This window comes from Stenotrophomonas sp. TD3, assembly GCF_001939825.1.
GTDB lineage: Bacteria > Pseudomonadota > Gammaproteobacteria > Xanthomonadales > Xanthomonadaceae > Stenotrophomonas.
The window spans coordinates 1-23,080 of the sequence record NZ_MOYM01000003.1; the positions used below are offsets into that span (position 1 = coordinate 1).

A 23,080-nucleotide genomic window follows, 5' to 3' on the forward strand; every position below is an offset into this window, starting at 1 on the left:
GCCCGGCCCCTGACAGTTTCCTGCGCGGCCCGCCACGGAATGGAAGAAAAAAAGCAAGGCAAAAGCGGGTCGCGCGCTGCGCTTGCTTATGCTCCTGTAGAGCCGAGCCCATGCTCGGCTTGCTGTTGGAACAAGCAGCCGAGCATGGGCTCGGCTCTACAATCAGCCAAAAACAACAGAGGGACGCGGCGAAGCCGCGTCCCTCTTTCAAATTCCGTCCCGACAACCCACCGCTCTTCGATCCGTCACCGGAAATCTGTCAGAGGTGGGTCGGGATGGGCCAGCGGGACCGTTGGCGCCATGGATGGCGCCATCGAGCCCCCAGGGATGGGTTTACGGCGTGTCCCGCTGGCCCATCCCGACCCGCCCAGCTAGCAGCAATCCAGAGCCGCTCTTGACGTTGCTGTTGCCGTTGCCGTTGCCGTTGCCGTTGCAGTAGAGCCTGCCGCAGGCAGCGCCCGCGGCCGCCGCCGCAAAGGAAACCCTTAAATCTTCTTCGCCAGCGCCTCGGCCAGGCCGGTGTAGCTGCCCGGGGTCATCTCCAGCAGGCGCTGCTTCGCATCCGCCGGCAGCTCCAGCCCCTGCACGAACGCACGCATCGACTCGGCGGTGATGCCCTGGCCACGGGTCAGCGCCTTCAGCTGCTCGTACGGGTTCGGCAGGCCGTGGCGGCGCATCACCGTCTGCACGGCCTCGGCCAGTACTTCCCAGGCCGCGTCCAGATCGGCGTCCAGGCGCTGCGGGTTCACTTCCAGCTTGCCCAGCCCCTTGGCCAGCGAATCCAGTGCCACCTGGCTGTGGCCGAACGCGGTACCCAGCGCACGCAGCACGGTGGAATCGGTCAGGTCACGCTGCCAGCGGCTGATCGGCAGCTTCGCGCTGAAGTGCTCGAACAGCGCGTTGGCGATGCCGAAGTTGCCTTCCGCATTCTCGAAATCGATCGGGTTGACCTTGTGCGGCATCGTCGACGAGCCGACTTCGCCTTCCTTCAGGCGCTGCTTGAAGTAGCCCAGTGAGACGTAGCCCCAGATGTCACGGGCCAGGTCGATCAGGATGATGTTGGCGCGGCGTGCAGCGTCGCCGATCTCAGCGATGTTGTCGTGCGGCTCGATCTGCGTGGTGTACGGGTTGAACACCAGGCCCAGGCCGGTCACGAAGCGCTCGGCGAAGGCCGGCCAGTCCACGTCCGGGTAGCTGGCGATGTGGGCGTTGTAGTTGCCGACTGCGCCGTTGATCTTGCCGGTCAGTTCGACGGCGGCGATCTGCCTGCGCTGGCGCTCCAGGCGGGCGACCACGTTGGCCAGTTCCTTGCCCAGGGTGGTCGGCGAGGCGGTCTGGCCGTGGGTACGCGACAGCATCGGCTGGCCGGCCTGGGCGTGGGCCAGGCTGCGCAGGGCGCTGGCGATGCCGTCCAGGGTCGGCAGCAGCACTTCGCGGCGCGCCTGTTCCAGCATCAGGCCGTAGCTGAGATTGTTGATGTCTTCGCTGGTGCAGGCGAAATGCACGAATTCCAGCGCCGGGGCCAGCTCGGCGTCATCCTTCAGCTGTTCTTTGATGAAGTACTCCACCGCCTTGACGTCATGGTTGGTGGTGCGCTCGATCTCCTTTACGCGCGCGGCCTGGGCCGGGCTGAAGCGGGCGGCCAGCGCGCGCAGGCGGGCGATGGCGGCGTCGGAGAACGGCGCCAGTTCGACGATGCCCGGCTCGGCGGCCAGGGCCAGCAGCCATTCCACCTCGACCGTGATGCGGGCCTTGATCAGGCCGTACTCGGAGAAGATCGGGCGCAGGGCGTCGACCTTGCCGGCATAGCGGCCATCGAGCGGGGACAGGGCGAGCAGGGCGGAATCGGACATGTCGGCAGGGCTGGGACGAGCGGCGGGGCCGATATTCTACGACGTGCCGGTGAGGTAGTGCCGGCCGCTGGCCGGCTACCACGCCCGGCCCACGATTCCATGGAGTGCCGGCCAGCAGCCGGCACTACCCCTTGCGCGTGCAGGACGGCCGTGCAGACGGAACGATCTGGCCCGTCCTCGTCATCCCACGCTACCGGCAAGGGAGTATCGTTGGCACAGCCGCCAGCCCGGGAAGCGACACCCTGCCAGCCGCCGCTTCCCTTTCCCCAACTGAAGTAGTGCGGAGTAGATGCAATGAGCAAAGCTGCAAGCAAGGGTGCCACCCCGGGATTCCGGATCGAACATGACAGCATGGGCGAGCTGCAGGTGCCTGCCGACGCCCTGTGGGGCGCGCAGACCCAGCGTGCCGTGCAGAATTTCCCGGTGTCGGGCCAGCGCATGCCGCGCGGTTTCATCCGTGCACTGGGCCTGGTCAAGGGCGCTGCCGCCGGCGTCAACGCCGAGCTGGGCCATCTGCCAAAGACCGTGGCCAAGGCCATCCAGACCGCTGCCGCTGAAGTGGCCGCCGGCAACTGGGACGCGCAGTTCCCGATCGACGTCTACCAGACCGGTTCGGGCACCTCCTCGAACATGAATGCCAACGAGGTCATCGCCACCCTGGCCAATCGTGCTGGCAAGGCCGGCAAGACCGCGGTGCACCCCAATGACCACGTCAACCAGGGGCAGAGCTCCAATGACGTGATCCCGACCGCGTTGCGCGTATCGGCGGTACTGGCGGCGCATGAGCAGCTGCTGCCGGCGCTGGTGCACCTGCGCAAGACCCTCGACAAGAAGGGCCGCAGCCTGCGCAAGGTGGTCAAGACCGGCCGCACGCATCTGATGGATGCGATGCCGCTGACCTTCGAGCAGGAGTTCGGCGCGTGGTCGGCACAGCTGGCCTCGGCACAGGAACGCATCGAAGACAGCCTCAAGCGCGTGCGCCGGCTGCCGCTGGGCGGCACCGCCATCGGTACCGGCATCAATGCCGACCCGCGCTTCGGCGCGCAGGTGGCCAAGGCGCTGAAGCAGCAGACCGGTTTCAAGTTCGACAGCGCCGAGAACAAGTTCGAAGGGCTGGCCGCGCAGGATGATGCCGTGGAACTGTCGGGCCAGCTCAATGCACTGGCCGTGGCGCTGATCAAGATCGCCAATGATCTGCGCTGGATGAATGCTGGTCCGCTGGCCGGGCTGGGCGAGATCGAACTGCCGGCGCTGCAGCCGGGCAGCTCGATCATGCCGGGCAAGGTCAACCCGGTGATTCCGGAGGCGACGGTGATGGCCTGCGCGCAGGTGATCGGCCACCACACCGCGATCACCGTGGCCGGGCAGACCGGTAACTTCCAGCTCAATGTCACCCTGCCGCTGATCGCGGTGAACCTGCTCGATGGCATCGGCCTGCTGGCCAATGTGTCCCGTCTGCTGGCCGACAGCGCGATTGCCGGGCTGAAGGTGCGCGAGGACCGCGTGGCCGAAGCGCTGGCGCGCAACCCGATCCTGGTCACGGCACTGAACCCGATCATCGGCTATGAGAAGGCCGCGGCCATCGCCAAGCGTGCCTACAAGGAACAGCGCCCGGTGCTGGACGTCGCGCTGGAGGACAGCGGCCTGGACGAAGCCGAACTGCGCCGCCTGCTGGATCCGGCCGCGCTGACTGCCGGTGGCATCCAGGCGGGGGGCGGTGGCGCCGGCGGTTGATCGAACGGCGTGCGGACCAAGGTCCGCACCCACCACACGCAGGAACGCCGCCCTTGGGCGGCGTTTTTCTTCAGCGACGGTCGGCGACGATGTTGCCGAAGGTGTCGGTGTAATCCTTGAATTCCGGGATGCGCTGGATCAGGTCGGCCGGGATCACTTCCATGCCCTCCGGCGGCTGGATCTTCACCGGCTGCATGTTGGGATCGGCCGGGGCGGCGACCAGGGTGTTCTGGCGCAGCACCTGCAGCTTGCCGAACATGGTCTGCAGCATCTGCTTCTGTGCCTCGTCCAGCGGGATCTGGATCTCGTCCACCTTCATCGAGCCATCGCCGAGGATGATGATGTTCGGCGCCGGCGGGCGACGCACGGTGACCATGCCTTCGCTGACGGAAATCTTGGGCTTGCCGCGCTCCGCGCGGTGGTTGCGGTAATCCTTGTCACAGCCGACCAGGCCCAGGCAGAGCAGGGCGGCCAGCAGCAGGAACAACTTCTTCATGGCATTCGGTTCGGGGGCGTCCGGGGCCGCCATTGTAAGCCGGTCGGCGCACTGCGGCCGGCAGCAGGGCGCCGCTGCCGGCCGGGTGCGCTGATCTGTCACAGGCCTAGCGCTGGACCACGGTGTCCTTGCCGCAGTCGTCGACGTCGCTCTGGTCCATCGTTGCGTAGGGCTTGAACGCCGGCAGCTCGCGCGCCAGTGCCTGCTGGCTGGCCAGCATTGCCGGCATGCGGTTGCAGATGCGCTTGGCCTGGGCCTCGATCTTCTCGGCCTCGGCGTTGATCCGCTTTTCGATGCCTTCGCTGTCGCCGCTGAAGATGCCCTTCAGTGCCTCTCCGGCAGCGTTGGCGCCGAGCTTGGCGCCGGCCAGGCCGACATCCATGCCGTCCATCGCAATGGCGACGACGTGGCCGCGGTACTCCAGCAACCGCCGGCGCTGGGCCTCGTTGGCCGGTACGTCCTTGCCGTCGATCAGCAGGTGGCCATCCGGCGTGATCTCCGCACGCGGTTGCTTGTCGGCAGAGATATTGATGTTGCCCTGGGTGATGTCCTTGCGGGCATCGACCATGGCCTCCTTGACGGTCTGGCCGACGCCGCTGGTGGCCTCGGCGACGCTCTTGCCGACGGTCTTGTCGGGCGTGGAAGAAGTGCCGCCGCAGGCGATCAGCGGCAGGCACAGCAGGGTGGCAGGCAGCAGGCGCAGCAGGTTCATGGCAGTTCCCTCGAATCGGTCCGGTGGCGGTTACTTGTTGCGGGGCAGGGTGACCGTGCCGCTGACGTTGCGGTGGCCGACATCGCCGCTGCCGCTGTGGTCGACGGTCAGGCTACCGCGCACGCCGTCGACCTGGATGTCGCCCGAACCATGGCTGCGCACATGCACATTGCCGCCGATGTCGGACAGATCGACATCACCGGAGCCGACCACGCCGACGTCGACGTTGCCCTGCACGCGCTTGAACCCGATGTCGCCGGAACCGACGGTGTCCAGTCGTGCGTTGCCGCGGACATCGCTGATTTTCAGGTCACCCGAACCGACAGTGCCGGTGACCGCATCGCCGCCGATGTTGCGCGCCTTGACGTCGCCGGAGCCGAGCGACAGCAGGTTCAGCGAGCCGCCGCCGTCGATGTCGAGGTCACCCGACCCCACCGCTGCGTGGATGCTGCCGCGGGTGCCGCGAACGATCGCGTCGCCCGAGCCGACGTCCACGCTCAGCGACTGGGCGTTGTCCACGCTGGCATCGCCGGAGCCGACCTTGAGCTGCAGTGGCAGGTTGTCCGGCACGCTGCCGCGGATGTCCAGCCAGGCATAGCTGTTGCCCAGGGTGATGCCGCTGTGGCGGCCATCGCGGCGCAGGCTGACGACCAGCTTGTCGCCTTCCCTGCGCTGGTCCAGTACCAGCTGGTCCAGCCATTCCTGGCTGGAGGCACAGGCGCGGCCATCGAGCTGGCCACCGCCCTTGCTGGCGACGACCTTCAGGTCATGCTGGTTCACCTCCAGCACCACCGCCTTGGCACCGGCCACGTCCAGCTTCATCGTGCGGGCGGCGGTGAACTTGCAGTTCGGAGCATCGGCGGCCAGCGCCGACAGCGGCAACAGCAACAACGCAGAACAGGCGAGCAGGGAACGCATGGGTGGTGTCTCCGGGTGGATGGAATCAGATCTCGCCGGCGCGCTTGCGCAGGCGGATGGCGAGGACGATGAACACGACACCGACGGCGGCACCGATCCACAGTTCCGGCATCGCCAGTGACTTCAGCTGCGAGGCCGGCGACATCAGGCTGACCACCGATTCGAGATCGCGACGCGTGCCTTCCTCGGCGCTGAGGCGATACACCAGGTCAGTGCCCGGCACGCCGCCCAGCAGCAGGCGGCCGACGATGTTCTGCCAGAACCAGCCGGTGGTCAGGCCGATCAGCGGCATCACCTTGGTGGTGCTGACAATGACGCCGGCGAACAGCGGCAGCATCACTGCCCACAGGAACGGCTTGGTACGGGCCCAGGCCGAGCACAGCAGCAGCCAGCCGGCGGTGGGCAGGGCCCACAGGGCGTAGACCGGGATCCAGGCCAGGTGACCCGCGGCCAGGGTCAGCGGGCTGGCCGGGCCCCAGATCAGGGTCATCGGGCTGCCACCGTGCATCAGCGCGACGATGCTGATCACCAGCATGAAGCCGAACATGGTGATGATGCCGGCGATCACCGCGATCAGCGGGGCCACGACCAGTGCGCTGATCACCTTGGACAGCACGGTCTGGGTGTCCGACAGCGGCAGCGACTTCCAGAACAGGATGCTGCGGTCGCGACGGTCGTCGTACAGGGCGCCCAGGCAGTAGAAGAACACCACGAAGGCCAACACCAGGAACGGCCAGGCCGAGCTCAGCACCAGGGTCAGGTCGAGGCCGTTGCCGAGGTCGGTCAGGTCCTTGGCGCTGATGTCGCGGGTCAGCAGGGCCAGGTCCAGGCCGTTGATGTTCACGCTCTCGCCGTCAACATGCAGTGCGCCGTTGCGCGCTGCACGGTTCAGCGCAAACAGGCCGAAGGCGATGCCGACGGTGCTCATCACCAGCGAGATCAGGCCGGCGATCAGCGGCGCATACAGGAAACCGCCACGGTTCTCCCAGTACTCGCGCTTGAGCAGCCAGCGCAGGGTGCCCATCGGGCTGACGGGGTGGTTGACGGCATTCATGCGTAGGTCCCCTTCATGATGGCGACGAACAGGTCGGCCAGGCCCGGGCTGCGGGTCTCGCCAAGGGTGGAGAGCTGGGTGCGCGGCACGCCATCGAACAGCATCACGGTCTTGCCGAACGTCAGGCTGCGCTCATCGATCGGCTTCAGCGCCCGCGCGGTCTCCAGCTGGTCGGCGTTGACCAGCAGTTCGGTGTAGCGCTGGCCGACATCGTCCATTTCTGCATCGAGCACGATGCGGCCATCACGGATGAACATGACGTCGCTGAGGATGTGCTCGATCTCCTCCACCTGGTGGGTGGTGACGATGATGGTCTTCTGTTCGTCGAAATAGTCTTCCAGCAGGCGCTGGTAGAACTCCTTGCGGTACAGGATGTCCAGGCCCAAGGTGGGCTCGTCCAGCACCAGGATGCGGGCATCGATGGCCATCACCAATGCCAGGTGCAGCTGCACGATCATGCCCTTGGACAGTTCGCGCACGCGCTGCTTCGGCTGCAGCTTGGTATTGGCCAGGAAGCGCTCGCAGCGGGCACGGTCGAAGCGCGGGTGCACGCCGGCCACGAAATCGATCGCCTCGCGGACCTTCAGCCAGCGCGGCAGCACGGCGACGTCGGCAATGAAGCAGATGTCGTTCATCAGCTCGTCGCGGTGCAGCCGCGGGTCGCGGCCGAGCACGCTCAGCTCACCTTCCACCGAAGTCAGGCCGAGGATGGCTTTCAGCGCGGTGGTCTTGCCGGCGCCGTTGGGCCCGATCAGGCCGACGATGCGCCCGCTCGGAATGCTGAAGCTGGCATTGTCGAGGGCAACGGTGGTCTTGTAGGCCTTGCGCAGGCCTCGGGCGGTGATGACCGGTTCACTTGCAGTGCTATTCATCAGACTTTCCCCTGGGGCAGCAATTCGTCGAGGCTCAGGCCCAGGCGCTGGATGCGCTCCAGCACCGCCGGCCATTCTTCGTTGAGAAAGCGCTCGCGCTCGCTGCTGCGAAGCTGCGTGGCCGCCTGCTCGGTCATGAACATGCCCAGGCCGCGGCGCTTCTCGACCAGGCCTTCATCGGCCAGTTCCTGGTAAGCGCGCGAAACGGTGATGGGGTTGAGCTGGTAGTCGGCGGCCACCTGGCGCACCGAAGGCAGGGCATCGCCTGGCTTGAGGATTCCGTCGAGCATCATGGCGATCACGCGCTCCTTCAACTGACGGTAGATGGGAGCGCCGTCGCTCCACTGGATGTCGCTCATATTCAGCTCCGTGGGGTCAGCGGCTGTGCGAACGAGAAATACGGCATGGACAGGGAGCTGTGCAGCCGACGCGGGGGAGGGGGGGAGGGATCGGCGTTACCGGCCGGTGAAACGGATGCGTCCTGCGCACTGTCGGCGGAGGCGGGGGCGGTTGGCATGGCCAGCCAGGCCAGCACGATCAGGGTCGAAACAGCAGCGGCCGCGGGTGCGGTGAGGTTGCGACGGATCCGGGCGTTCATGGCTTCCCCCTGTCTCAGGTGACTGGTGTTGTATGCAACTATAACACCGGCACGCCTACGTGCAACCCCCTGCCGTCCCCAACTGATGGCATGGGTGGTCAAATCGCTGAAATATCCCGTTATCTATTTGATTGAAAAGGGAAATAAAATTGTCGTGCGGGCCGATCAAGCCCTGCCTTCCATTCAGCGTTGTCCATGCTATGTCATCCCTGCGCCGTTGCTGGTGGGTCCTGCCGGGAAAGGCCACGCCACGCAAAGCCGCCGGCGCCCGCCGCAACAAGGGGGAACGAAGCCCGGTGCTATAGTTCAGCCGATTCCCGGCCGCTACCGGCCGGCCCTGTGAATGGCTACTGCGGACTGCTCTCGATGCCCCTGCCGACCGTTATCCCGCGCCGCCTGCGCGGCCTGTCCCTGCTGACCCTGCTGGTGGCCGGCCTGGCCGGTTCCGCCCATGTGCTGGCGGCCGATCTGCTGGACCTGGAGTACCGCCCGCTGGCCGGCAAGCAGCAGGTCAACCTGCAGCAGCGCTACCACGGGCAGGTACTGCTGGTGGTCAATACCGCAAGCAAGTGCGGCTATACCCCTCAGTACGAAGGCCTGGAAGCGCTGCAGAAGCGCTATGCCGGCCGTGGTTTTGCCGTGCTCGGTTTCCCGTCCAACGATTTCAAGGGCCAGGAGCCCGGTGACGAGAAGCAGATCCAGGATTTCTGCACGCTTACCTATGGCGTCAAGTTCCCGATGTTCGAGAAGGTGCACGTCGTCGGTGCGGAGGCCACGCCGCTGTACCAGCGGCTGACCGCAGCCACCGGCGTGGCGCCGGGCTGGAACTTCCACAAGTATCTGGTCGGCCGCGATGGCAAGGTCATCGCCCAGTTCGCCAGCAAGGTGACGCCGGACGATCCACAGCTGACCGCGGCGATCGACAAGGCGCTGGCCGCCGCCGCTACGCATTGATATCCGGCACGGATGCCTCGACATCTCGGGCATGCGTGCGACAATGTTTCTTTTCGCGCCGACGTCGGCGCCCAGACACTTCCAGGAATGCAGCGAATGAAGATGGGAATGCGCGGCGCCGCGGCGTCGGTTCTGATTCTGGCGATGGGCACTTCGGGTGTCGCTCTGTCGCAACAACCGGCTGCCCCCGCGGCCGCCAAGGAGACCGCAACCTTGAATTCCCCCAAGCAGAAGCTCGGCTACGCCATCGGCCTGGATGTCGCCAAGTCGTTCACCCCGATCGCCGATGAGATCGATGTGGCCGCGCTGCGCACCGCCGTGGAGCGTTCGTTCGAAGGCCTGCAGCCGCAGATCACCCAGGAACAGGCCAAGGCCACCGATGCCGCGCTGCGCCAGGTCGTGATGGCCCGCAGTGGCCAGCAGGTGCCGGGCATGGCGCCGGGTTCGCAGCCGCCGAAGGTCGATCGCGTCAAAGTGTCGCAGATGATCGGTTCCTACTCGGTCGGCCCGTCGCTGGCACAGCTGAAGGACGACATCGACGTCGCCTCGCTGTTTGACGCGATCAGCACCGGCCTGAGCAAGGGTCAGCCGAAGATGACGGAAGCTGACGCGACCGCCACCATCCAGGCCTTCATGGGCAGCAAGCAGGCCGAAATGCAGGCCAAGGCCGCTGCCGCCGCGCAGACCAACCGCGAGGAAGGCAATGCGTTCCTGGCCAAGAACAAGACCCAGCCGGGCGTGGTGACCACCCCGTCGGGCCTGCAGTACCAGATCATCCGCCCGGGTAGCGGCGAGCGTCCGCTGCCGAGCAGCAAGGTGCGCGTGAACTACGAAGGCAAGCTGCTCAATGGCACCGTGTTCGACAGCTCCTACGGTCGCCAGCCGGCCGAGTTCGGCCTGGACCAGGTGATCAAGGGCTGGACCGAAGGCGTCGCGCTGATGCCGGTCGGTTCGAAGTACCGCTTCTGGATCCCGGGCGAGCTCGCCTACGGTGAGAACGGTACCCCGGGTGGCCCGATCGGTCCGAACGCGACTCTGACGTTCGACGTCGAGCTGCTGGGCGTCCTGCCGTAAGCGACCACGGAGCCTGCACGGACATGCGCGTTGCGATTTTCGGTACCGGTTATGTAGGGCTGGTGACCGGTACCTGCCTGGCCGACGTCGGCCACCAGGTGGTCTGCGTCGATATCGACCAGGCCAAGGTCGATGGCCTCAACCAGGGCATCATCCCGATCTATGAGCCGGGCCTGGAACCGATGGTGAAGGCCAACCACGCCGCGTCGCGGCTGGCGTTCACCACCGATGCCGCGGCCGCGATCGGCCACGGCCAGGTCGTGTTCATCGCCGTCGGCACGCCGCCGGACGAGGATGGCAGCGCCGATCTGCAGTACGTGCTGGCCGTGGCCCGCACCATCGGCCGGCACATGAGCGTGCCGACCGTGGTGGTCAACAAGTCGACGGTGCCGGTGGGCACCGCCGACAAGGTACGTGCCGCCATTGCCGCGGAGCTGGCGGCACGTGGCGCCGACATCGCCTTCGACGTGGTGTCCAACCCGGAATTCCTGAAGGAAGGCGACGCCGTTGCCGACTGCATGCGCCCGGATCGCATCATCATCGGTGCGACCAGCGCCGAGTCGGTGGCGGTGATGCGGCGCCTGTATGCACCGTTCAACCGCAACCACGACCGCGTGGTGGAAATGGACGTGCGTTCGGCCGAGCTGACCAAGTACGCCGCCAACGCGATGCTGGCGACCAAGATTTCGTTCATGAATGAAATCGCCAACATCGCCGAACGTGTTGGCGCCGATGTCGAGCAGGTCCGCCAGGGCATCGGCTCGGATCCGCGCATCGGCTGGCATTTCATCTATCCGGGCGCTGGCTACGGCGGCTCGTGCTTCCCCAAGGATGTGCAGGCGCTGGCCCGCACCGCGCAGCAGGCCGGCCTGGAGCCGAAACTGCTGAACGCGGTGGAAGCGGTCAACGATGCGCAGAAGGGCCATCTGTTCGCCCTGATCCAGCGCCATTACGACAAGGGCGAGGACGAAGGCGTGCGTGGCAAGACGTTTGCCGTGTGGGGCCTGGCGTTCAAGCCGAACACCGACGACATGCGCGAAGCCTCCAGCCGTCGCCTGCTGGCGCAGCTGTGGGAAGGCGGTGCGACGGTGCGTGCGTACGATCCGGAAGCGATGCACGAGTCGCAGCGCATCTTCGGCGAGCGCGACGACCTGGTGTTCTGCAACAGCGCTGATGAAGCGCTGCAGGGTGCCGACGCACTGGTCGTGGTGACCGAGTGGAAGCAGTTCCGCAGCCCCGATTTCCAGAAGTTGCGTGAGCAGCTGAAGGACGCGGCGGTGTTCGATGGCCGCAACCTGTACGAACCGGCGGATGTGGAAGCGGCGGGCCTGGCGTATTACGGCATTGGCCGGGGGCGCTCGCTGCATGTCTGATCTGCTGCCTACCGAACGCGAGCAGGCGCTGGAAGCGCGCCTGGTCGAACTGGAAATGCGCGTGTCCTTCCAGGAACAGGCGCTGGCCGAACTGAGCGATGCGCTGGCCGATGCCCGCATGCAGGGCATGCGCAACGCCGACGTGCTGCGCGTGCTGCTGGAAGACCTGGGCAAGGTCCGCAACGCGCTGAATTCTTCCGATCCGGCGAGCGAACCGCCGCCGCCGCACTACTGATCCGAATCCTATGAGCGATACCCTCCGCGACCAGCTGATGGGCCTGGGCTTCAAGCCTGCGCCCAAGCCCGAGCGCAAGAATGATGGCCCCCGCCGTGATGGCCGCCCCCAGGGCAAGGGTGGCAACGGCAATGGAAAGCCGCAGGGCGCTGGCAAGGGCGAGCACAAGCCCGGCGAGCGTCGTGGGCATGGCCATGGCGGCCCGGGCAAGCCCGGCCAGTCGCGTGGCCCGGGCCAGCAGGGCCCGCGCAAGCCGCGCAGCGCCGAAGAGATGGACCTGGCCAAAGCCTACGCCATCCGCGCGCAGAAGGAAAAGGAAGAGCGCATCGAGACCGAGCGCCTGAAGCAGGAAGAAGCGCGTGTGCGCCGCGAGGCCAAGGCCAAGCTGGAAGAACTGCTGAAGGACAAGGGCCTGAATGCCGAATCGGCGGACATTGCCCGCCACTTCCCGTACGGCGGCAAGATCAAGCGCATCTATGTGACCGCCGAACAGCTGACCGCGCTCAACGCCGGTGAGCTGGGTGTGGTCCAGCTCAATGGCCGCTACCTGCTGGTGACCGCCGAGGTGCTGGCGCAGTCCGAGGCGGTGTTCGCCGCATCGGTGGCGCTGAAGGTCGATCCGAATGCGCCGGCCGAGGAAGATCCGTACGCGGACCCGCAATACCAGGTGCCGGACGACCTGGTCTGGTAAATGCGTGACCGCCGCGGGCGCGCTGCCGTCGCGGCCGTGGGGGAAGGGATGACCGCTGATCCAAGCCGCGGCTACGTGCCGCACATTGACGGCCTGCGCGCGATCGCCGTGCTGGCCGTCATCGTGTTCCACCTGGACCCGGCCTGGTTGCCAGGCGGATTCACCGGCGTGGATGTGTTCTTCGTCATCTCCGGTTTCGTGGTCAGTGCGTCGGTACACCGGTTGCCGCCGCTGTCGCTGGGGCAGTCGATGCTGCGCTTCTATGCGCGCCGCATCCGTCGCATCGCGCCGGCACTGCTGGCCTGCCTGTTGCTGACTGCCGTGGCGAGCGTGCTGTTCATTCCCGAGTCCTGGCTCAGCGAAGCCAGTGACAAGACCGGGCTGATGGCGTTCTTCGGCTTCAGCAACTGGGTGCTGGCGGCGATCGGCAACGATTACTTCGCACCCAAGGCCGAGTTCAATCCCTACACCCATACCTGGTCGCTGGGCGTGGAAGAGCAGTTCTACCTGCTGTTCCCGCTGCTGTTCCTGGCCTGGGCGCGTGGTGCACGCGGGCGCTGGATCAGCCTGGCACTGTTCGCACTGGTCAGCATCGCGTCGCTGCTGCACGCCGCGGTGCTGGGCCTGCGCGAGGCGCCGCCATCGTGGGCGTTCTATGCCACCAGCACCCGTCTCTAGCAATTGGGAGTGGGCGTGCTGCTGTTCCAGCTGCTGCATGTGCGCGAATCGCTGCACCCGGCAACCGGCCAGGTACTGAAGCGCGCTGCGCCAGTGTTCTCCCTGCTGGCCATGGTGGCGCTGGGCCTGCTGGGGTGGGCGCTGTGGTCCGCGCGTACAGGGCGTTCGCCGTGGCCTGATGGCCTGCTGCCGGCCTTCGCCACCGCGGGCCTGCTGTGGGCGCTGCATCATCATCCGCAGGCATGGGTGGCGCGCCTGTTGGCCAGCACTCCGATGCGCCGCATCGGCCTGCTGTCGTACTCGCTGTACCTGTGGCACTGGCCGGTGTTCGTGCTGATGCGGTGGACCGTGGGCCTGCAGACTCCCTTGCAGATGACCGCTGCGATGGCGTTGGTGCTGCTGCTGTCATGGCTGTCGTGGCGCTGGGTGGAACAGCCGTTCCGCGGCACGTTGGCGCAGCGCCTGCGTCCCGGGCGTTGGGTACTGGCCGGCGCGGGCGTACTGCTGTGCGCCGCTGGCATCCAGACCGTGCTCTACCTGCAGGCGCCGCGGCTGTCGCTGAGTACGGTCAGCCGGCATCCGGCCGATTGGTACCCCAATGGCAAGAGCGTGGCCGGTGACTATCCCGATTGCGCACTGGTGGCTGCCAAGCATCGTTTCGAAGGCGGCAGTGCGCGCACCTTTGCCCGCGGAAACTGCGACCGCCCGCTGCCGGTCGGTGCGCCGAAGCGGGTGTTCGTTGCCGGTGATTCGCATGCGATGGCCTACATCGAGCTGCTGCAGCGGCTGGCGCTGGAAGCCGGCTCGGAGGTCTCCCTCTATGGCCGCGGCGGATGCCCGCAGGTGAGCCTGCAGAAGTGGCGCGGCGCCGGTGCCGGTTGCGCTGATTTCGATGCCGCGGTGTTCGCCGACATCGCGCGGCGTGCGCAGCAGGGGGATGCCGTGGTGCTGGTGTCGTTGCGCGTACCGCGCCTGTCCGATCAGTTCGTGCTGTTCGATGCGCAGGCGCAGCTGGCGGGTGAGCGGACTGCGGAAGCGGCGGCAGGGCGCCAGGCCGAAGTGGCCGAGGCCATCACGCAGTGGAGGCCACTGGCCGAGCGCGGAGTGCGCATCGTGCTGGAGGCTCCCAAGCCGGTGTTGCCGGCGCCTCCCTATCGCTGCTCGGACCGCTTCAACGCCCGCAACGAGGTCTGCCGCAACGGCCTGGACAGCACGCGGGAGGCGATGGAAACGCTGCGGGCACCGATGCTGGGCAGCCTGCAGCAGGTGGTTGATGGCCTGCCAGGCGGCGTGCTGTGGGACCCGATGCCGGTGCTGTGCGACGACGCGCTGTGTCCCGCGCAACGCGATGGCCGCCCGCTGTTCTTCGATGGCGATCATCTCAGTGCGCATGGCAATCGGGTGCTGCTGCCCTCGCTGCAGCAGGTGCTGTTGCGGCGCTGAACCGGGAAGGGATCAGCGCGCGCGGCTGTTCCGTCGCGCACGGATCAGCGGCAGGCTCAGCGCGAAGAAACAGAGCAGGGCGCCAATCAGGGCGAAGCCGCTGCCGGCCAGGAACGCGGTGCGACCGTCGTCGATCTTCCACAGTTGGCCGGCAATGAGTGCGCCGAGGACACCGCCGACACCGGACGAGAATCCGTACAGCAGCCCCTGGCCATGCCCATTGAGACGACCGGGGAAGTAGGTCGCCAGCATCTGCATCGCTGCAGCGAAGAACGCCGCAAAGCCCAGCGCGTGCGCGGTCTGCGCCAGCAGCATCACCGGCAGGTTTTCCGGGAACAGTGCGGTCACGGCCCAGCGCAGGCAAGAACTGACCAGCGCGATCAGCAGCATCCAGCTGGCGTCATAGCGGCGGAAGAAGCGGCCGATGGTGAAGAACACGCCCACTTCAAAGACCACGCCGATGGTCCACAACAGGCCCAGGGTGGAGGTGCGGTAGCCGTGATGGTCCATGTAGACCGAGAAGAACGTGTAGTACGGGCCGAAAGACAGCTGCTCCATGAAGGCGGCCAGGAAGAACGCCAGCACCGGCGGTCGGCGCACGATCTGCCAGAAGCCGCTGGCGTCGCCGTCGGTCTTGCCGATACCGCGCGCGTAGTGGTTGCTGAAGGCCGATGCGACCAGCAGCGCGAACAGGGGCAGCATCATCCACGGCAGCAGCCCGGCGCGGCTGGCCGTGCCGTCACCTTCGATCAGCCAGCCGAACAGGGTCACGACGGCGATGAAGCCGAGCGAGCCCCAGACCCGGATCAACCCGTAGCGATGGCTGTCATTGCCGAGGTGGGTGAGGGTGATCGACTCGAACTGCGGCATCACCGCGTTGTAGAAGAAGCAGAACACCACCATCGCCGGGTACATCCACGGCTGCGGCAGCGGCAGCAGGAATACCGCGAAGCTGAGCAGGGTCAGCACGCAGCCCGCGCGCAGCAGGCGGATTGGTCGCGGTGATGCGGCCGCCAGCGAAGTCCAGGTGCTGGGGGCGATCACCCGGGTGGCGTACCACAGGCCCATCATCACGCTGATGGCGGTCACGCTCATGCCGCGTGCGGTCAGGAACAGGCTCCAGTACGGGGTGAACGCACCGAGCGCCGCGTAATAGAACAGGTAGAAGCTGGAAAGGCGGGCAACGGGAACGGTCATCGCGGAATGATGAGGCAAAAAGGGGACGGAGGGGATCAAGTCGCTTATGCACAAACGACTTGATCCCCTCCGTCCCTTTTTTGTGTCATTCGGGGTCGTAGTCGAGGTTGGAGGCCAGCCAGCGTTCGGCCTGGGCACGGTCCACGCCCTTGCGGCGGGCGTAGTCGCTGACCTGTTCGCGGCTGAGGCGGCCGACCACGAAGTACTGGCTCTGCGGATGGCTGAAGTAGTAGCCCGAGACAGCGGCCGTAGGCAGCATCGCGAAGCTCTCGGTCAGTTCCATGCCGGCGTTCGCTTCGGCCTGCAGGAGGTCGAACAGGCGGCGTTTTTCGCTGTGCTCCGGGCAGGCGGGATAGCCCGGTGCCGGGCGGATGCCGCGGTACTGCTCGTCGATCAGGGCTTCGTTGTCCAGCGTCTCGGCGCGCTCATGGCCCCAGAACTCGGTACGCACGCGCTGGTGCAGGCGTTCGGCCAGCGCTTCGGCGAAGCGGTCGGCCAGTGCCTTCAGCAGGATCGCGTTGTAGTCGTCGTGGTCGGCTTCGAAGCGCGCCACGTGCGCGTCGATGCCGATGCCGGCAGTGACGGCGAACGCGCCGATCCAGTCCTGCTTGCCACTGTCGGCGGGCGCGATGAAATCGGCCAGGCAGAAGTCCGGGCGCTCGGCCGGCTTGTCCACCTGCTGGCGCAGGAAGTGCAGGGTGGTTTCGCCCTGCGGGTGCTGCACGCGCACGTCGTCGCCGATGCTGTTGGCCGGCCACAGGCCGAACACGGCCTTGGCGGTCAGCCATTTCTTATCGACGATGCGCTCGAGCATCGTGCGGGCGTCCTTGTACAGTTCGCTGGCCTGGGTGCCGACGATCTCGTCGGTGAGGATGGCCGGGAACTTGCCGGCCAGCTCCCAGGCCTGGAAGAACGGCGTCCAGTCGATATAGTCGACCAGTTCGGCCAGCGGGTAGTCGCCGAATACGTGCAGGCCGGGCTGGTCCGGTGCCGGTGGCGTGTAGCTGTCCCAGTCGCCCTGGAATTTCTGCCCGCGCGCATGTTCCAGCGTCACCAGGCGCTTGGCGTCGCCGCGATTGCGGTGGCGTGCGCGGATTTCGGCATAGTCGGCTTCGTTGGCGGCGACGAAGGCCTCGCGCAGGTCACGCGAGATCAGCGACTGGGCGACGCCGACCGCGCGCGAGGCATCCTTCACCCACACCGTGGGCGCCTTGTAATGCGGGTCGATCTTCAGCGCGGTATGCGCGCGCGAGGTGGTGGCACCCCCGATCAGCAGCGGCAGGTCGAAGCCCTGGCGCTCCATCTCGCGGGCGACGTGGCTCATCTCCTCCAGCGACGGGGTGATCAGTCCGGACAGGCCGATCAGGTCGGCGTTGTGCTCGCGGGCGGCATCGAGGATCTTCTGTGCCGGCACCATCACTCCCAGGTCGACCACCTCGAAGTTGTTGCAGGCCAGGACCACGCCGACGATGTTCTTGCCGATGTCATGCACATCGCCCTTCACCGTGGCCATGATGATCTTGCCATTGCTCTTGGCGGTATCACCGCTGCGTGCTTTCTCCGCTTCGATGTACGGCAGCAGGTAGGCCACGGCCTTCTTCATCACGCGTGCGGATTTCACCACCTGCGGCAGGAACATCTTGCCGGCACCGAACAGGTCGCCCACGATGTTCATGCCGTCCATCAACGGGCCCTCGATCACGTCCAGCGGACGGCTGGAGGCCTGCCGGGCCAGCTCGGTGTCTTCTTCGACATAGGCATCCAGGCCGTGCACCAGCGCATGTGCCAGGCGCTGTGCAACCGGTTTTTCGCGCCAGGCGAGGTCTTCGGTCTTCGCCGCGCCCTTCCTGCCCTTGTAGCGCTCGGCGATCTCCAGCAGGCGCTCGGTGGCATCGCTGCGGCGGTTGAGGATCACGTCCTCGACGCGCTCGCGCAGCTCCGGCTCCAGTTCGTCGTAGATCGGCATGGCGCCGGCGTTGACGATGCCCATGTCCATGCCGGCGGCAATGGCGTGGTACAGGAACACCGAGTGGATGGCCTGGCGTACCGTTTCGTTGCCGCGGAACGAGAACGAGACGTTGGAGACGCCGCCGGAGACGTGGCAGTGCGGCAGCGTCTGCTTGATGATGCGGGTGGCTTCGATGAAGTCCACCGCATAGTTGTCGTGCTCTTCGATGCCGGTGGCGACGGCGAAGATGTTCGGATCGAAGATGATGTCCTGGGGCGGGAAGCCGATCTCGTCGACCAGGATGCGGTAGGCGCGGGTGCAGATCTCGACCTTGCGCGCACAGGTGTCGGCCTGGCCGCTTTCGTCGAAGGCCATCACCACCGCGGCGGCACCGTAGCGCAGCACCTTGCGCGCGTGCTCGCGGAACAACGCCTCGCCTTCCTTCAGCGAGATCGAATTGACCACGCTCTTGCCCTGCAGGCACTTCAGGCCGGCTTCGATCACGCTCCACTTGGAGGAGTCGACCATGACCGGGATGCGGGCGATATCCGGCTCGGACATGATCAGGTTGAGGTAGCGGGTCATCGCCGCTTCCGAATCGATCAGGCCCTCGTCCATGTTGACGTCGAGGATCTGCGCGCCGCTGGCGACCTGCTGGCGGGCCACGTCCACCGCTTCTTCGTAGCGGCCTTCCTTGATGAGCTTGCGGAACTGCGCACTGCCGGTGACGTTGGTGCGTTCGCCGACGTTGATGAACAGCAGGTCCGGAGTGATGACCAGGGGTTCCAGGCCGGACAGGCGGGTAGGGCGGACAGGCGTCATGGCAGGCGTCGGCTCAACAGCGATAGGGCGGGAAGTGTGGAACGGTGGCGGCGACATTCATGCGGCCTGCTCCTGGACACCGGGCAGGGCGCGCGGCGGCAGCCCGGCCACGGCCTGGGCGATCGCACGGATGTGGTCGGGGGTGGAACCGCAGCAGCCGCCGACCAGGTTCAACAGGCCATCCTCGGCGAAACCACGCAGGGTGCCGGCCATGTCCTCGGGCGTCTCGTCGTACTCGCCGAAGGCATTGGGCAGGCCTGCGTTGGGATGTGCGCTGACGTAGCAGTCGGCGACCTGCGAGAGGGTTTCCACGTGCGGGCGCATCGCATCGGCGCCCAACGCGCAGTTCAAGCCGATCGACAGCGGGCGCGCATGCGCCAGTGACGCATGGAAGGCCTCGGCGGTCTGTCCGGACAGCGTGCGCCCGGAGGCATCGGTGATGGTGCCGGAGATCATCACCGGCAGGCGTGCGCCACGCGCGTCGAAGGCCTCCTCCAGTGCATACAGCGCGGCTTTCGCGTTGAGGGTATCGAAGATGGTCTCGACCATGAGGGTGTCGGCGCCGCCGTCGATCAGGCCCTCGATGGCTTCGCGATAGGTGTCGCGAAGCTCGTCGAAGCTGGTGTTGCGGAAGCCGGGATCATTGACGTCGGGGCTGATCGAGGCGGTGCGGCTGGTAGGGCCGATCACCCCGATCACGAAGCGCGGTTTGGCCGGCGTGGTCGCGGCCACGGCATCGCAGCAGGCGCGTGCGACCGCGGCCCCGGCCTTGTTCAGCTCGTACACCAGGTGTTCGAGGTGGTAGTCGGCCTGGCTGACCGAGGTGGCGTTGAAGGTGTTGGTCTCGACCAGGTCCGCGCCGGCGTCCAGGTAAGCGGTATGGATGTCGGCGATGACCTGTGGCCGGGTCAACAGCAGCAGATCGTTGTTGCCCTTCAGGTCATGGCCTTCTGGCGCGCCGTGGTCGCAGCCGGGGCCGTGCGCATGGTCATAACCACCGGCGAAACGCTCGCCGCGGTAGTCGTCTTCCTGTAGGCCATGGCGCTGGATCATGGTGCCCATCGCACCGTCGATGATCAGGATCCGCTCGCGCAGGGCGTCGAGCAGGGCATTGGCACGATCAGGATGCAACCAGGGCAGGGCGGGCATGGCGGTCTCGGGCTCAGGGCTTGTTGGCGATCAGCGAAATCACTTCGAAGTGCGGCGGACGCTTCTCGCGGGTGACCGTCTCCAGGCTGGACACCTGCAGGCCGGCCTTGTCGACGAACTTGCGCAGCTCCTTGTCGCTGAAGCCGAGGTTGACGTGGCCGTAGGCCTCCACCGCCGCCTTGTGCTCGTGGCGGGCCAGGCTGCACAACAGCAGGCGGCCGCCCGGGCGCAGCACGCGCGCGGCTTCGGTTACGGCCTGCGCCGGTTTGCTGGCGTAGGTCAGCGCGTGCATCAGCACCACCAGGTCGAAGCTGCCGTCCTTGAACGGCAGGGCATGCATGTCGCCCTCGCGTACCTCCACATTGGGCAGCCGGCGCAGGCGCTCGCTGGCGGCCGCGACCACGCGCGCGCTGGTATCGATGCAGATGTAGCGCTTGGCGTGGGGGGCGACCAGTTCGGCCAGCACGCCGTCACCGGAGGCGATGTCCAGCACGTCGCCGGTCTCCAGCAACGGCAAGGCGGTGCGCGCCAGCGCCTCCCAGGTACGGCCCGGAGAGTAGTGGCGCTCCATGTCGCCGGCCACGCTGTCGGCCCAGTTCTGGTCCGAGGCGCGGTGGGCCAGCACTGCAGCCACCCGCTCGGCATCCTGCCGCAGCAACGGGTCGTCGCTTCCGTTGCTCAAGGCATGCCACAATGCACGCTGCGCCGGGTCCAGCTGGGCCTCGTCGAAGCGGTAGTAGGCCGACACGCCGGCACGGCGGTCGCGGACCAGGCCGGCTTCCTTCAGGCGCGCCAGGTGGGTGGACACGCGCGGCTGCGCCAGCCGGGTGATCGCCGACAGTTCGGCCACGGTCAGTTCCTCCTGCTCCAGCAGCGCCAGCAGGCGCACGCGGGTGGCATCGGCGAACACCTTCAGGCGGGTCGACCAGTCTTCCAGATCCATAAATATCTACCTATCGCGATATAGAGATATATTCGCTGAGAAGGCCTGCCGCGGTCAAGTCGCCAGCGTACGGAAGCAGCCGGGCCCCGGTACAATCGGGGCACCTGGGCGCGCCGTATGCGGCCCATAACTTCATGTACCCGGGAGGGTGTTGTGGATTTCAGCTTTACCGAAGAGCAGTTGATGCTGCAGGACGTGGCGCGGCGCATCGCGCAGGAAAAGATCGCCCCCAGCGCGGAGCACCATGACCGCACCGGCGAGTTCCCGCTGGACAACATCCGCCTGCTGGGCGAGAACGGCCTGATGGGCATCGAAGTGCCGACCGAATACGGCGGTGCGGGCATGGACCCGGTTGCGTACGTGCTGGCGATGGTGGAGGTCGCCGCCGCCGACGCAGCCCACTCGACCATCATGTCGGTCAACAACTCGCTGTTCTGCAACGGCATCCTCACCCACGGTACCGAGGAACAGAAGCAGAAGTATGTGCGTGCCATCGCCGAAGGCGAGGCCATCGGCGCGTTCGCGCTGACCGAGCCGCAGTCCGGTTCGGACGCCACCGCCATGCGCTGCCGTGCAGTGAAGCAGGCCGATGGCACCTTCGTCATCAACGGCAAGAAGAGCTGGATCACCTCTGGCCCGGTGGCCAAGTACATCGTGCTGTTCGCGATGAGCGAGCCGGACAAGGGCGCGCGCGGCATCACCGCCTTCATCATCGATACCGACAAGGCCGGTTTCGGCCGTGGCAAGACCGAACCGAAGCTGGGCATTCGTGCCTCGGCCACCTGCGAGATCGAGTTCAACGATTACGTGGCGCAGGCCGAAGACGTGCTGGGCCAGGAAGGCGAGGGCTTCAAGATCGCGATGAGCGTGCTCGATGCCGGCCGCATCGGTATCGCCTCGCAGGCCATCGGCATCGCCCGTGCTGCCTATGAAGCGACCCTGGCGTACGTGAAGGAGCGCAAGGCGTTCGGCGCGGCCATCGGTACCTTCCAGATGACCCAGGCCAAGATCGCCGACATGAAGTGCAAGCTGGACGCAGCGCTGCTGCTGACCCTGCGCGCGGCATGGGTGAAGGGCCAGGGCAAGCGCTTCAGCACCGAAGCGGCCGTGGCCAAGCTGACCGCCTCGGAAGCGGCGATGTGGATCACCCACCAGGCCGTGCAGATCCACGGCGGTATGGGCTATTCCAAGGAGATGCCGCTGGAACGCTACTTCCGTGATGCCAAGATCACCGAGATCTACGAGGGCACCTCGGAGATCCAGCGCCTGGTGATCGCCCGCAACGAGACCGGGTTGCGCTGAGTTGCATGGCCGCGCCGCTGCAAGGGCGGCGCGGCCAGTCGCTCCCTGCCACGCAGGGATGACGACATCACACCGGCAGCGCGTCAGCGCGGCACATCGCACTGGAGCTGCCTGCCATCCCAGCGGCAGATGGGGCCGGACGGCGCTGCGCCCGGATTGACGATGATCTGCACGCCATACAGGTGCGCTGAATCCAGCCAGTTCTGGTAGCTCTGTTCGTCATTGAAGTGATAGGCGCCAGAGTAGCCTTCACCGGTTTCGGCATTGGATGCCGCGCCATCGGGAATGCGGTTGCCGCTGGCATCCACGCTTTCGCCGGAAACGTATCGGGCCCTGTCGACGGAGTCCGGTGAGATCACCAGCCTGGTCCGGGAGCCATCGCGCCAGGTGATGACATAGGTCACCGTCTGCACCCCGAACAGCTTGCTGACCCAGCTCAGGACGATCGAAGAGAGGGTGGTGGCCAGCGAGTTCCACGCCGCGTGTTCGCTGTTGGCGCCGCTGAAGGCCTGGCCAACGGCGAGTTCCAGCTGGCTGCGGTAGGTTGCCGAATGGACCACGTCATAGGCGTTGAGGTCTTTCATTGCTGGTGGGAAGGTGATCCCGTTCGCGCTCTGTGGATCGTCGGGATGGATGGGGACGACGACGCCGCTGCCGAAGGCTTGCGGGACGAACTGTGTCCCCGATGCAATGTGGCCCTGCGGCAGTGCAAGGATCCGCCTGAATGTCGCGGTCACTTCCGCCGGGACCGCTGTGGGAACGGCACGATAGCGCCGCAGCTCGCGGTCATATTCCACGGTGTAGCCATTGAGCCGACGCTGGTCCGGGTCGACCACGACCGTCAGGCCCACTCCGGACTGGAGTGCGGCCGAGCGCGGGTCGGCGCAGGGACTGCAGGGCACGACGCCGCCCGCATGGGCGGGCGATTGTGAGGCGATGGCAGCTGCAAGCAGGAGGCAGGCGGCGAGCCGCTGACTGCGAGGTAGTTCACACCTTCTTCGGTCGTGTTGGCAGGCGTCAACGAACGCCGCAGA

21 protein-coding genes and 1 pseudogene are annotated in these 23,080 nt (G+C 66.4%); 9 read left to right on the plus strand and 13 right to left on the minus strand.

Annotated features, from left to right (window positions below):
* Positions 1-485 precede the first annotated feature (485 nt).
* Positions 486-1,853, minus strand: coding sequence for an adenylosuccinate lyase (purB, locus tag BKE09_RS19345; protein WP_075677384.1), 1,368 nt, complete (start codon positions 1,851-1,853; stop codon positions 486-488).
* 294 nt (positions 1,854-2,147) lie between these two features.
* Between purB and BKE09_RS19350 the strand changes: the two genes are divergently transcribed.
* Positions 2,148-3,587, plus strand: a complete 1,440-nt coding sequence (locus BKE09_RS19350; protein WP_075677386.1) for a class II fumarate hydratase — start codon at positions 2,148-2,150, stop codon at positions 3,585-3,587.
* Positions 3,588-3,657: 70 nt separating this feature from the next.
* Here the strand turns inward: BKE09_RS19350 and BKE09_RS19355 are convergent, their stop codons facing one another.
* The 7 genes from BKE09_RS19355 to BKE09_RS19385 form a co-directional block, all read right to left on the minus strand.
* Complete coding sequence (locus BKE09_RS19355; RefSeq protein ID WP_042358832.1) at positions 3,658-4,083, minus strand: hypothetical protein; 426 nt, start codon at positions 4,081-4,083, stop codon at positions 3,658-3,660.
* 106 nt (positions 4,084-4,189) lie between these two features.
* On the minus strand, positions 4,190-4,795 hold the full coding sequence (locus BKE09_RS19360) for a hypothetical protein (protein ID WP_014037767.1): 606 nt from the start codon (positions 4,793-4,795) through the stop codon (positions 4,190-4,192).
* Positions 4,796-4,825: 30 nt separating this feature from the next.
* Complete coding sequence (locus BKE09_RS19365; RefSeq protein ID WP_075677388.1) at positions 4,826-5,713, minus strand: DUF2807 domain-containing protein; 888 nt, start codon at positions 5,711-5,713, stop codon at positions 4,826-4,828.
* Between the two features lie 25 nt (positions 5,714-5,738).
* Positions 5,739-6,767 carry an ABC-2 transporter permease gene (locus tag BKE09_RS19370; protein ID WP_014037765.1) on the minus strand — a complete coding sequence of 343 codons (1,029 nt, stop codon included), beginning with the start codon at positions 6,765-6,767 and terminating at the stop codon, positions 5,739-5,741.
* Positions 6,764-7,639, minus strand: a complete 876-nt coding sequence (locus BKE09_RS19375) for an ABC transporter ATP-binding protein (RefSeq protein ID WP_014037764.1) — start codon at positions 7,637-7,639, stop codon at positions 6,764-6,766. Before BKE09_RS19375 ends, BKE09_RS19370 begins: the two co-directional genes overlap by 4 nt.
* Positions 7,639-7,998, minus strand: coding sequence for a GntR family transcriptional regulator (locus tag BKE09_RS19380; protein WP_005410261.1), 360 nt, complete (start codon positions 7,996-7,998; stop codon positions 7,639-7,641). The genes BKE09_RS19375 and BKE09_RS19380 overlap by 1 nt, the downstream gene beginning before the upstream one ends.
* A 2-nt stretch (positions 7,999-8,000) precedes the next feature.
* A complete protein-coding gene (locus BKE09_RS19385) occupies positions 8,001-8,237 on the minus strand; it encodes a hypothetical protein (protein ID WP_014037763.1) in 237 nt (78 codons plus the stop codon).
* Between the two features lie 94 nt (positions 8,238-8,331).
* Between BKE09_RS19385 and BKE09_RS23415 the strand changes: the two genes are divergently transcribed.
* The 7 genes and pseudogenes from BKE09_RS23415 (at position 8,332) to BKE09_RS19415 (ending at position 14,685) form a co-directional block, all read left to right on the plus strand.
* Complete coding sequence (locus BKE09_RS23415; RefSeq protein WP_139319687.1) at positions 8,332-8,580, plus strand: hypothetical protein; 249 nt, start codon at positions 8,332-8,334, stop codon at positions 8,578-8,580.
* A gap of 23 nt (positions 8,581-8,603) precedes the next feature.
* On the plus strand, positions 8,604-9,191 hold the full coding sequence (locus tag BKE09_RS19390) for a glutathione peroxidase (protein ID WP_075677390.1): 588 nt from the start codon (positions 8,604-8,606) through the stop codon (positions 9,189-9,191).
* A 96-nt stretch (positions 9,192-9,287) separates the two neighbouring features.
* The gene (locus tag BKE09_RS19395; RefSeq protein WP_014037761.1) at positions 9,288-10,265 is read left to right on the plus strand and encodes an FKBP-type peptidyl-prolyl cis-trans isomerase; all 978 of its coding nucleotides are present in this window, start codon (positions 9,288-9,290) and stop codon (positions 10,263-10,265) included.
* Between the two features lie 23 nt (positions 10,266-10,288).
* Entirely contained in the window at positions 10,289-11,638 is a 1,350-nt protein-coding gene (locus tag BKE09_RS19400) for a UDP-glucose/GDP-mannose dehydrogenase family protein (protein WP_075677392.1), read from the plus strand.
* Positions 11,631-11,873, plus strand: a complete 243-nt coding sequence (locus BKE09_RS19405) for a SlyX family protein (RefSeq protein WP_005410256.1) — start codon at positions 11,631-11,633, stop codon at positions 11,871-11,873. The genes BKE09_RS19400 and BKE09_RS19405 overlap by 8 nt, the downstream gene beginning before the upstream one ends.
* Positions 11,874-11,883: 10 nt before the next feature.
* A complete protein-coding gene (locus tag BKE09_RS19410; RefSeq protein WP_075677394.1) occupies positions 11,884-12,564 on the plus strand; it encodes a DUF2058 family protein in 681 nt (226 codons plus the stop codon).
* A gap of 48 nt (positions 12,565-12,612) precedes the next feature.
* Positions 12,613-14,685: pseudogene (locus tag BKE09_RS19415) on the plus strand (acyltransferase family protein).
* A 12-nt stretch (positions 14,686-14,697) separates the two neighbouring features.
* On the opposite strand, the gene BKE09_RS19420 reads toward BKE09_RS19415, so the two are convergent.
* From BKE09_RS19420 to BKE09_RS19435, 4 genes are all read right to left on the minus strand, one after another.
* Positions 14,698-15,882 carry an MFS transporter gene (locus BKE09_RS19420; RefSeq protein WP_075677396.1) on the minus strand — a complete coding sequence of 395 codons (1,185 nt, stop codon included), beginning with the start codon at positions 15,880-15,882 and terminating at the stop codon, positions 14,698-14,700.
* Between the two features lie 85 nt (positions 15,883-15,967).
* Entirely contained in the window at positions 15,968-18,652 is a 2,685-nt protein-coding gene (metH, locus tag BKE09_RS19425; RefSeq protein WP_075677398.1) for a methionine synthase, read from the minus strand.
* Positions 18,653-18,709: 57 nt separating this feature from the next.
* Positions 18,710-19,801, minus strand: coding sequence for a homocysteine S-methyltransferase family protein (locus tag BKE09_RS23655; protein ID WP_075677400.1), 1,092 nt, complete (start codon positions 19,799-19,801; stop codon positions 18,710-18,712).
* Positions 19,802-19,814: 13 nt separating this feature from the next.
* A complete protein-coding gene (locus BKE09_RS19435; RefSeq protein ID WP_014037755.1) occupies positions 19,815-20,744 on the minus strand; it encodes a metalloregulator ArsR/SmtB family transcription factor in 930 nt (309 codons plus the stop codon).
* A 153-nt stretch (positions 20,745-20,897) separates the two neighbouring features.
* Here BKE09_RS19435 and BKE09_RS19440 point away from each other — a divergent pair, with 153 nt between their 5' ends.
* Positions 20,898-22,046 (plus strand): acyl-CoA dehydrogenase family protein, encoded by a 1,149-nt coding sequence (locus BKE09_RS19440; RefSeq protein WP_049400221.1) that lies wholly within the window; start codon positions 20,898-20,900, stop codon positions 22,044-22,046.
* An 83-nt stretch (positions 22,047-22,129) separates the two neighbouring features.
* Here the strand turns inward: BKE09_RS19440 and BKE09_RS19445 are convergent, their stop codons facing one another.
* A complete protein-coding gene (locus BKE09_RS19445) occupies positions 22,130-22,897 on the minus strand; it encodes a hypothetical protein (RefSeq protein ID WP_240502945.1) in 768 nt (255 codons plus the stop codon).
* Positions 22,898-23,080 lie beyond the last annotated feature (183 nt).

Bases quoted from the DNA above. Each gene is read 5' to 3' on its own strand.
- purB (WP_075677384.1), bottom strand. From the start codon at position 1,853: ATGTCCGATTCCGCCCTGCTCGCCCTGTCCCCGCTCGATGGCCGCTAT.
- BKE09_RS19350 (WP_075677386.1), top strand. From the start codon at position 2,148: ATGAGCAAAGCTGCAAGCAAGGGTGCCACCCCGGGATTCCGGATCGAA.
- BKE09_RS19355 (WP_042358832.1), bottom strand. From the start codon at position 4,083: ATGAAGAAGTTGTTCCTGCTGCTGGCCGCCCTGCTCTGCCTGGGCCTG.
- BKE09_RS19360 (WP_014037767.1), bottom strand. From the start codon at position 4,795: ATGAACCTGCTGCGCCTGCTGCCTGCCACCCTGCTGTGCCTGCCGCTG.
- BKE09_RS19365 (WP_075677388.1), bottom strand. From the start codon at position 5,713: ATGCGTTCCCTGCTCGCCTGTTCTGCGTTGTTGCTGTTGCCGCTGTCG.
- BKE09_RS19370 (WP_014037765.1), bottom strand. From the start codon at position 6,767: ATGAATGCCGTCAACCACCCCGTCAGCCCGATGGGCACCCTGCGCTGG.
- BKE09_RS19375 (WP_014037764.1), bottom strand. From the start codon at position 7,639: ATGAATAGCACTGCAAGTGAACCGGTCATCACCGCCCGAGGCCTGCGC.
- BKE09_RS19380 (WP_005410261.1), bottom strand. From the start codon at position 7,998: ATGAGCGACATCCAGTGGAGCGACGGCGCTCCCATCTACCGTCAGTTG.
- BKE09_RS19385 (WP_014037763.1), bottom strand. From the start codon at position 8,237: ATGAACGCCCGGATCCGTCGCAACCTCACCGCACCCGCGGCCGCTGCT.
- BKE09_RS19390 (WP_075677390.1), top strand. From the start codon at position 8,604: ATGCCCCTGCCGACCGTTATCCCGCGCCGCCTGCGCGGCCTGTCCCTG.
- BKE09_RS19395 (WP_014037761.1), top strand. From the start codon at position 9,288: ATGAAGATGGGAATGCGCGGCGCCGCGGCGTCGGTTCTGATTCTGGCG.
- BKE09_RS19400 (WP_075677392.1), top strand. From the start codon at position 10,289: ATGCGCGTTGCGATTTTCGGTACCGGTTATGTAGGGCTGGTGACCGGT.
- BKE09_RS19405 (WP_005410256.1), top strand. From the start codon at position 11,631: ATGTCTGATCTGCTGCCTACCGAACGCGAGCAGGCGCTGGAAGCGCGC.
- BKE09_RS19410 (WP_075677394.1), top strand. From the start codon at position 11,884: ATGAGCGATACCCTCCGCGACCAGCTGATGGGCCTGGGCTTCAAGCCT.
- BKE09_RS19420 (WP_075677396.1), bottom strand. From the start codon at position 15,882: ATGACCGTTCCCGTTGCCCGCCTTTCCAGCTTCTACCTGTTCTATTAC.
- metH (WP_075677398.1), bottom strand. From the start codon at position 18,652: ATGACGCCTGTCCGCCCTACCCGCCTGTCCGGCCTGGAACCCCTGGTC.
- BKE09_RS23655 (WP_075677400.1), bottom strand. From the start codon at position 19,801: ATGCCCGCCCTGCCCTGGTTGCATCCTGATCGTGCCAATGCCCTGCTC.
- BKE09_RS19435 (WP_014037755.1), bottom strand. From the start codon at position 20,744: ATGGATCTGGAAGACTGGTCGACCCGCCTGAAGGTGTTCGCCGATGCC.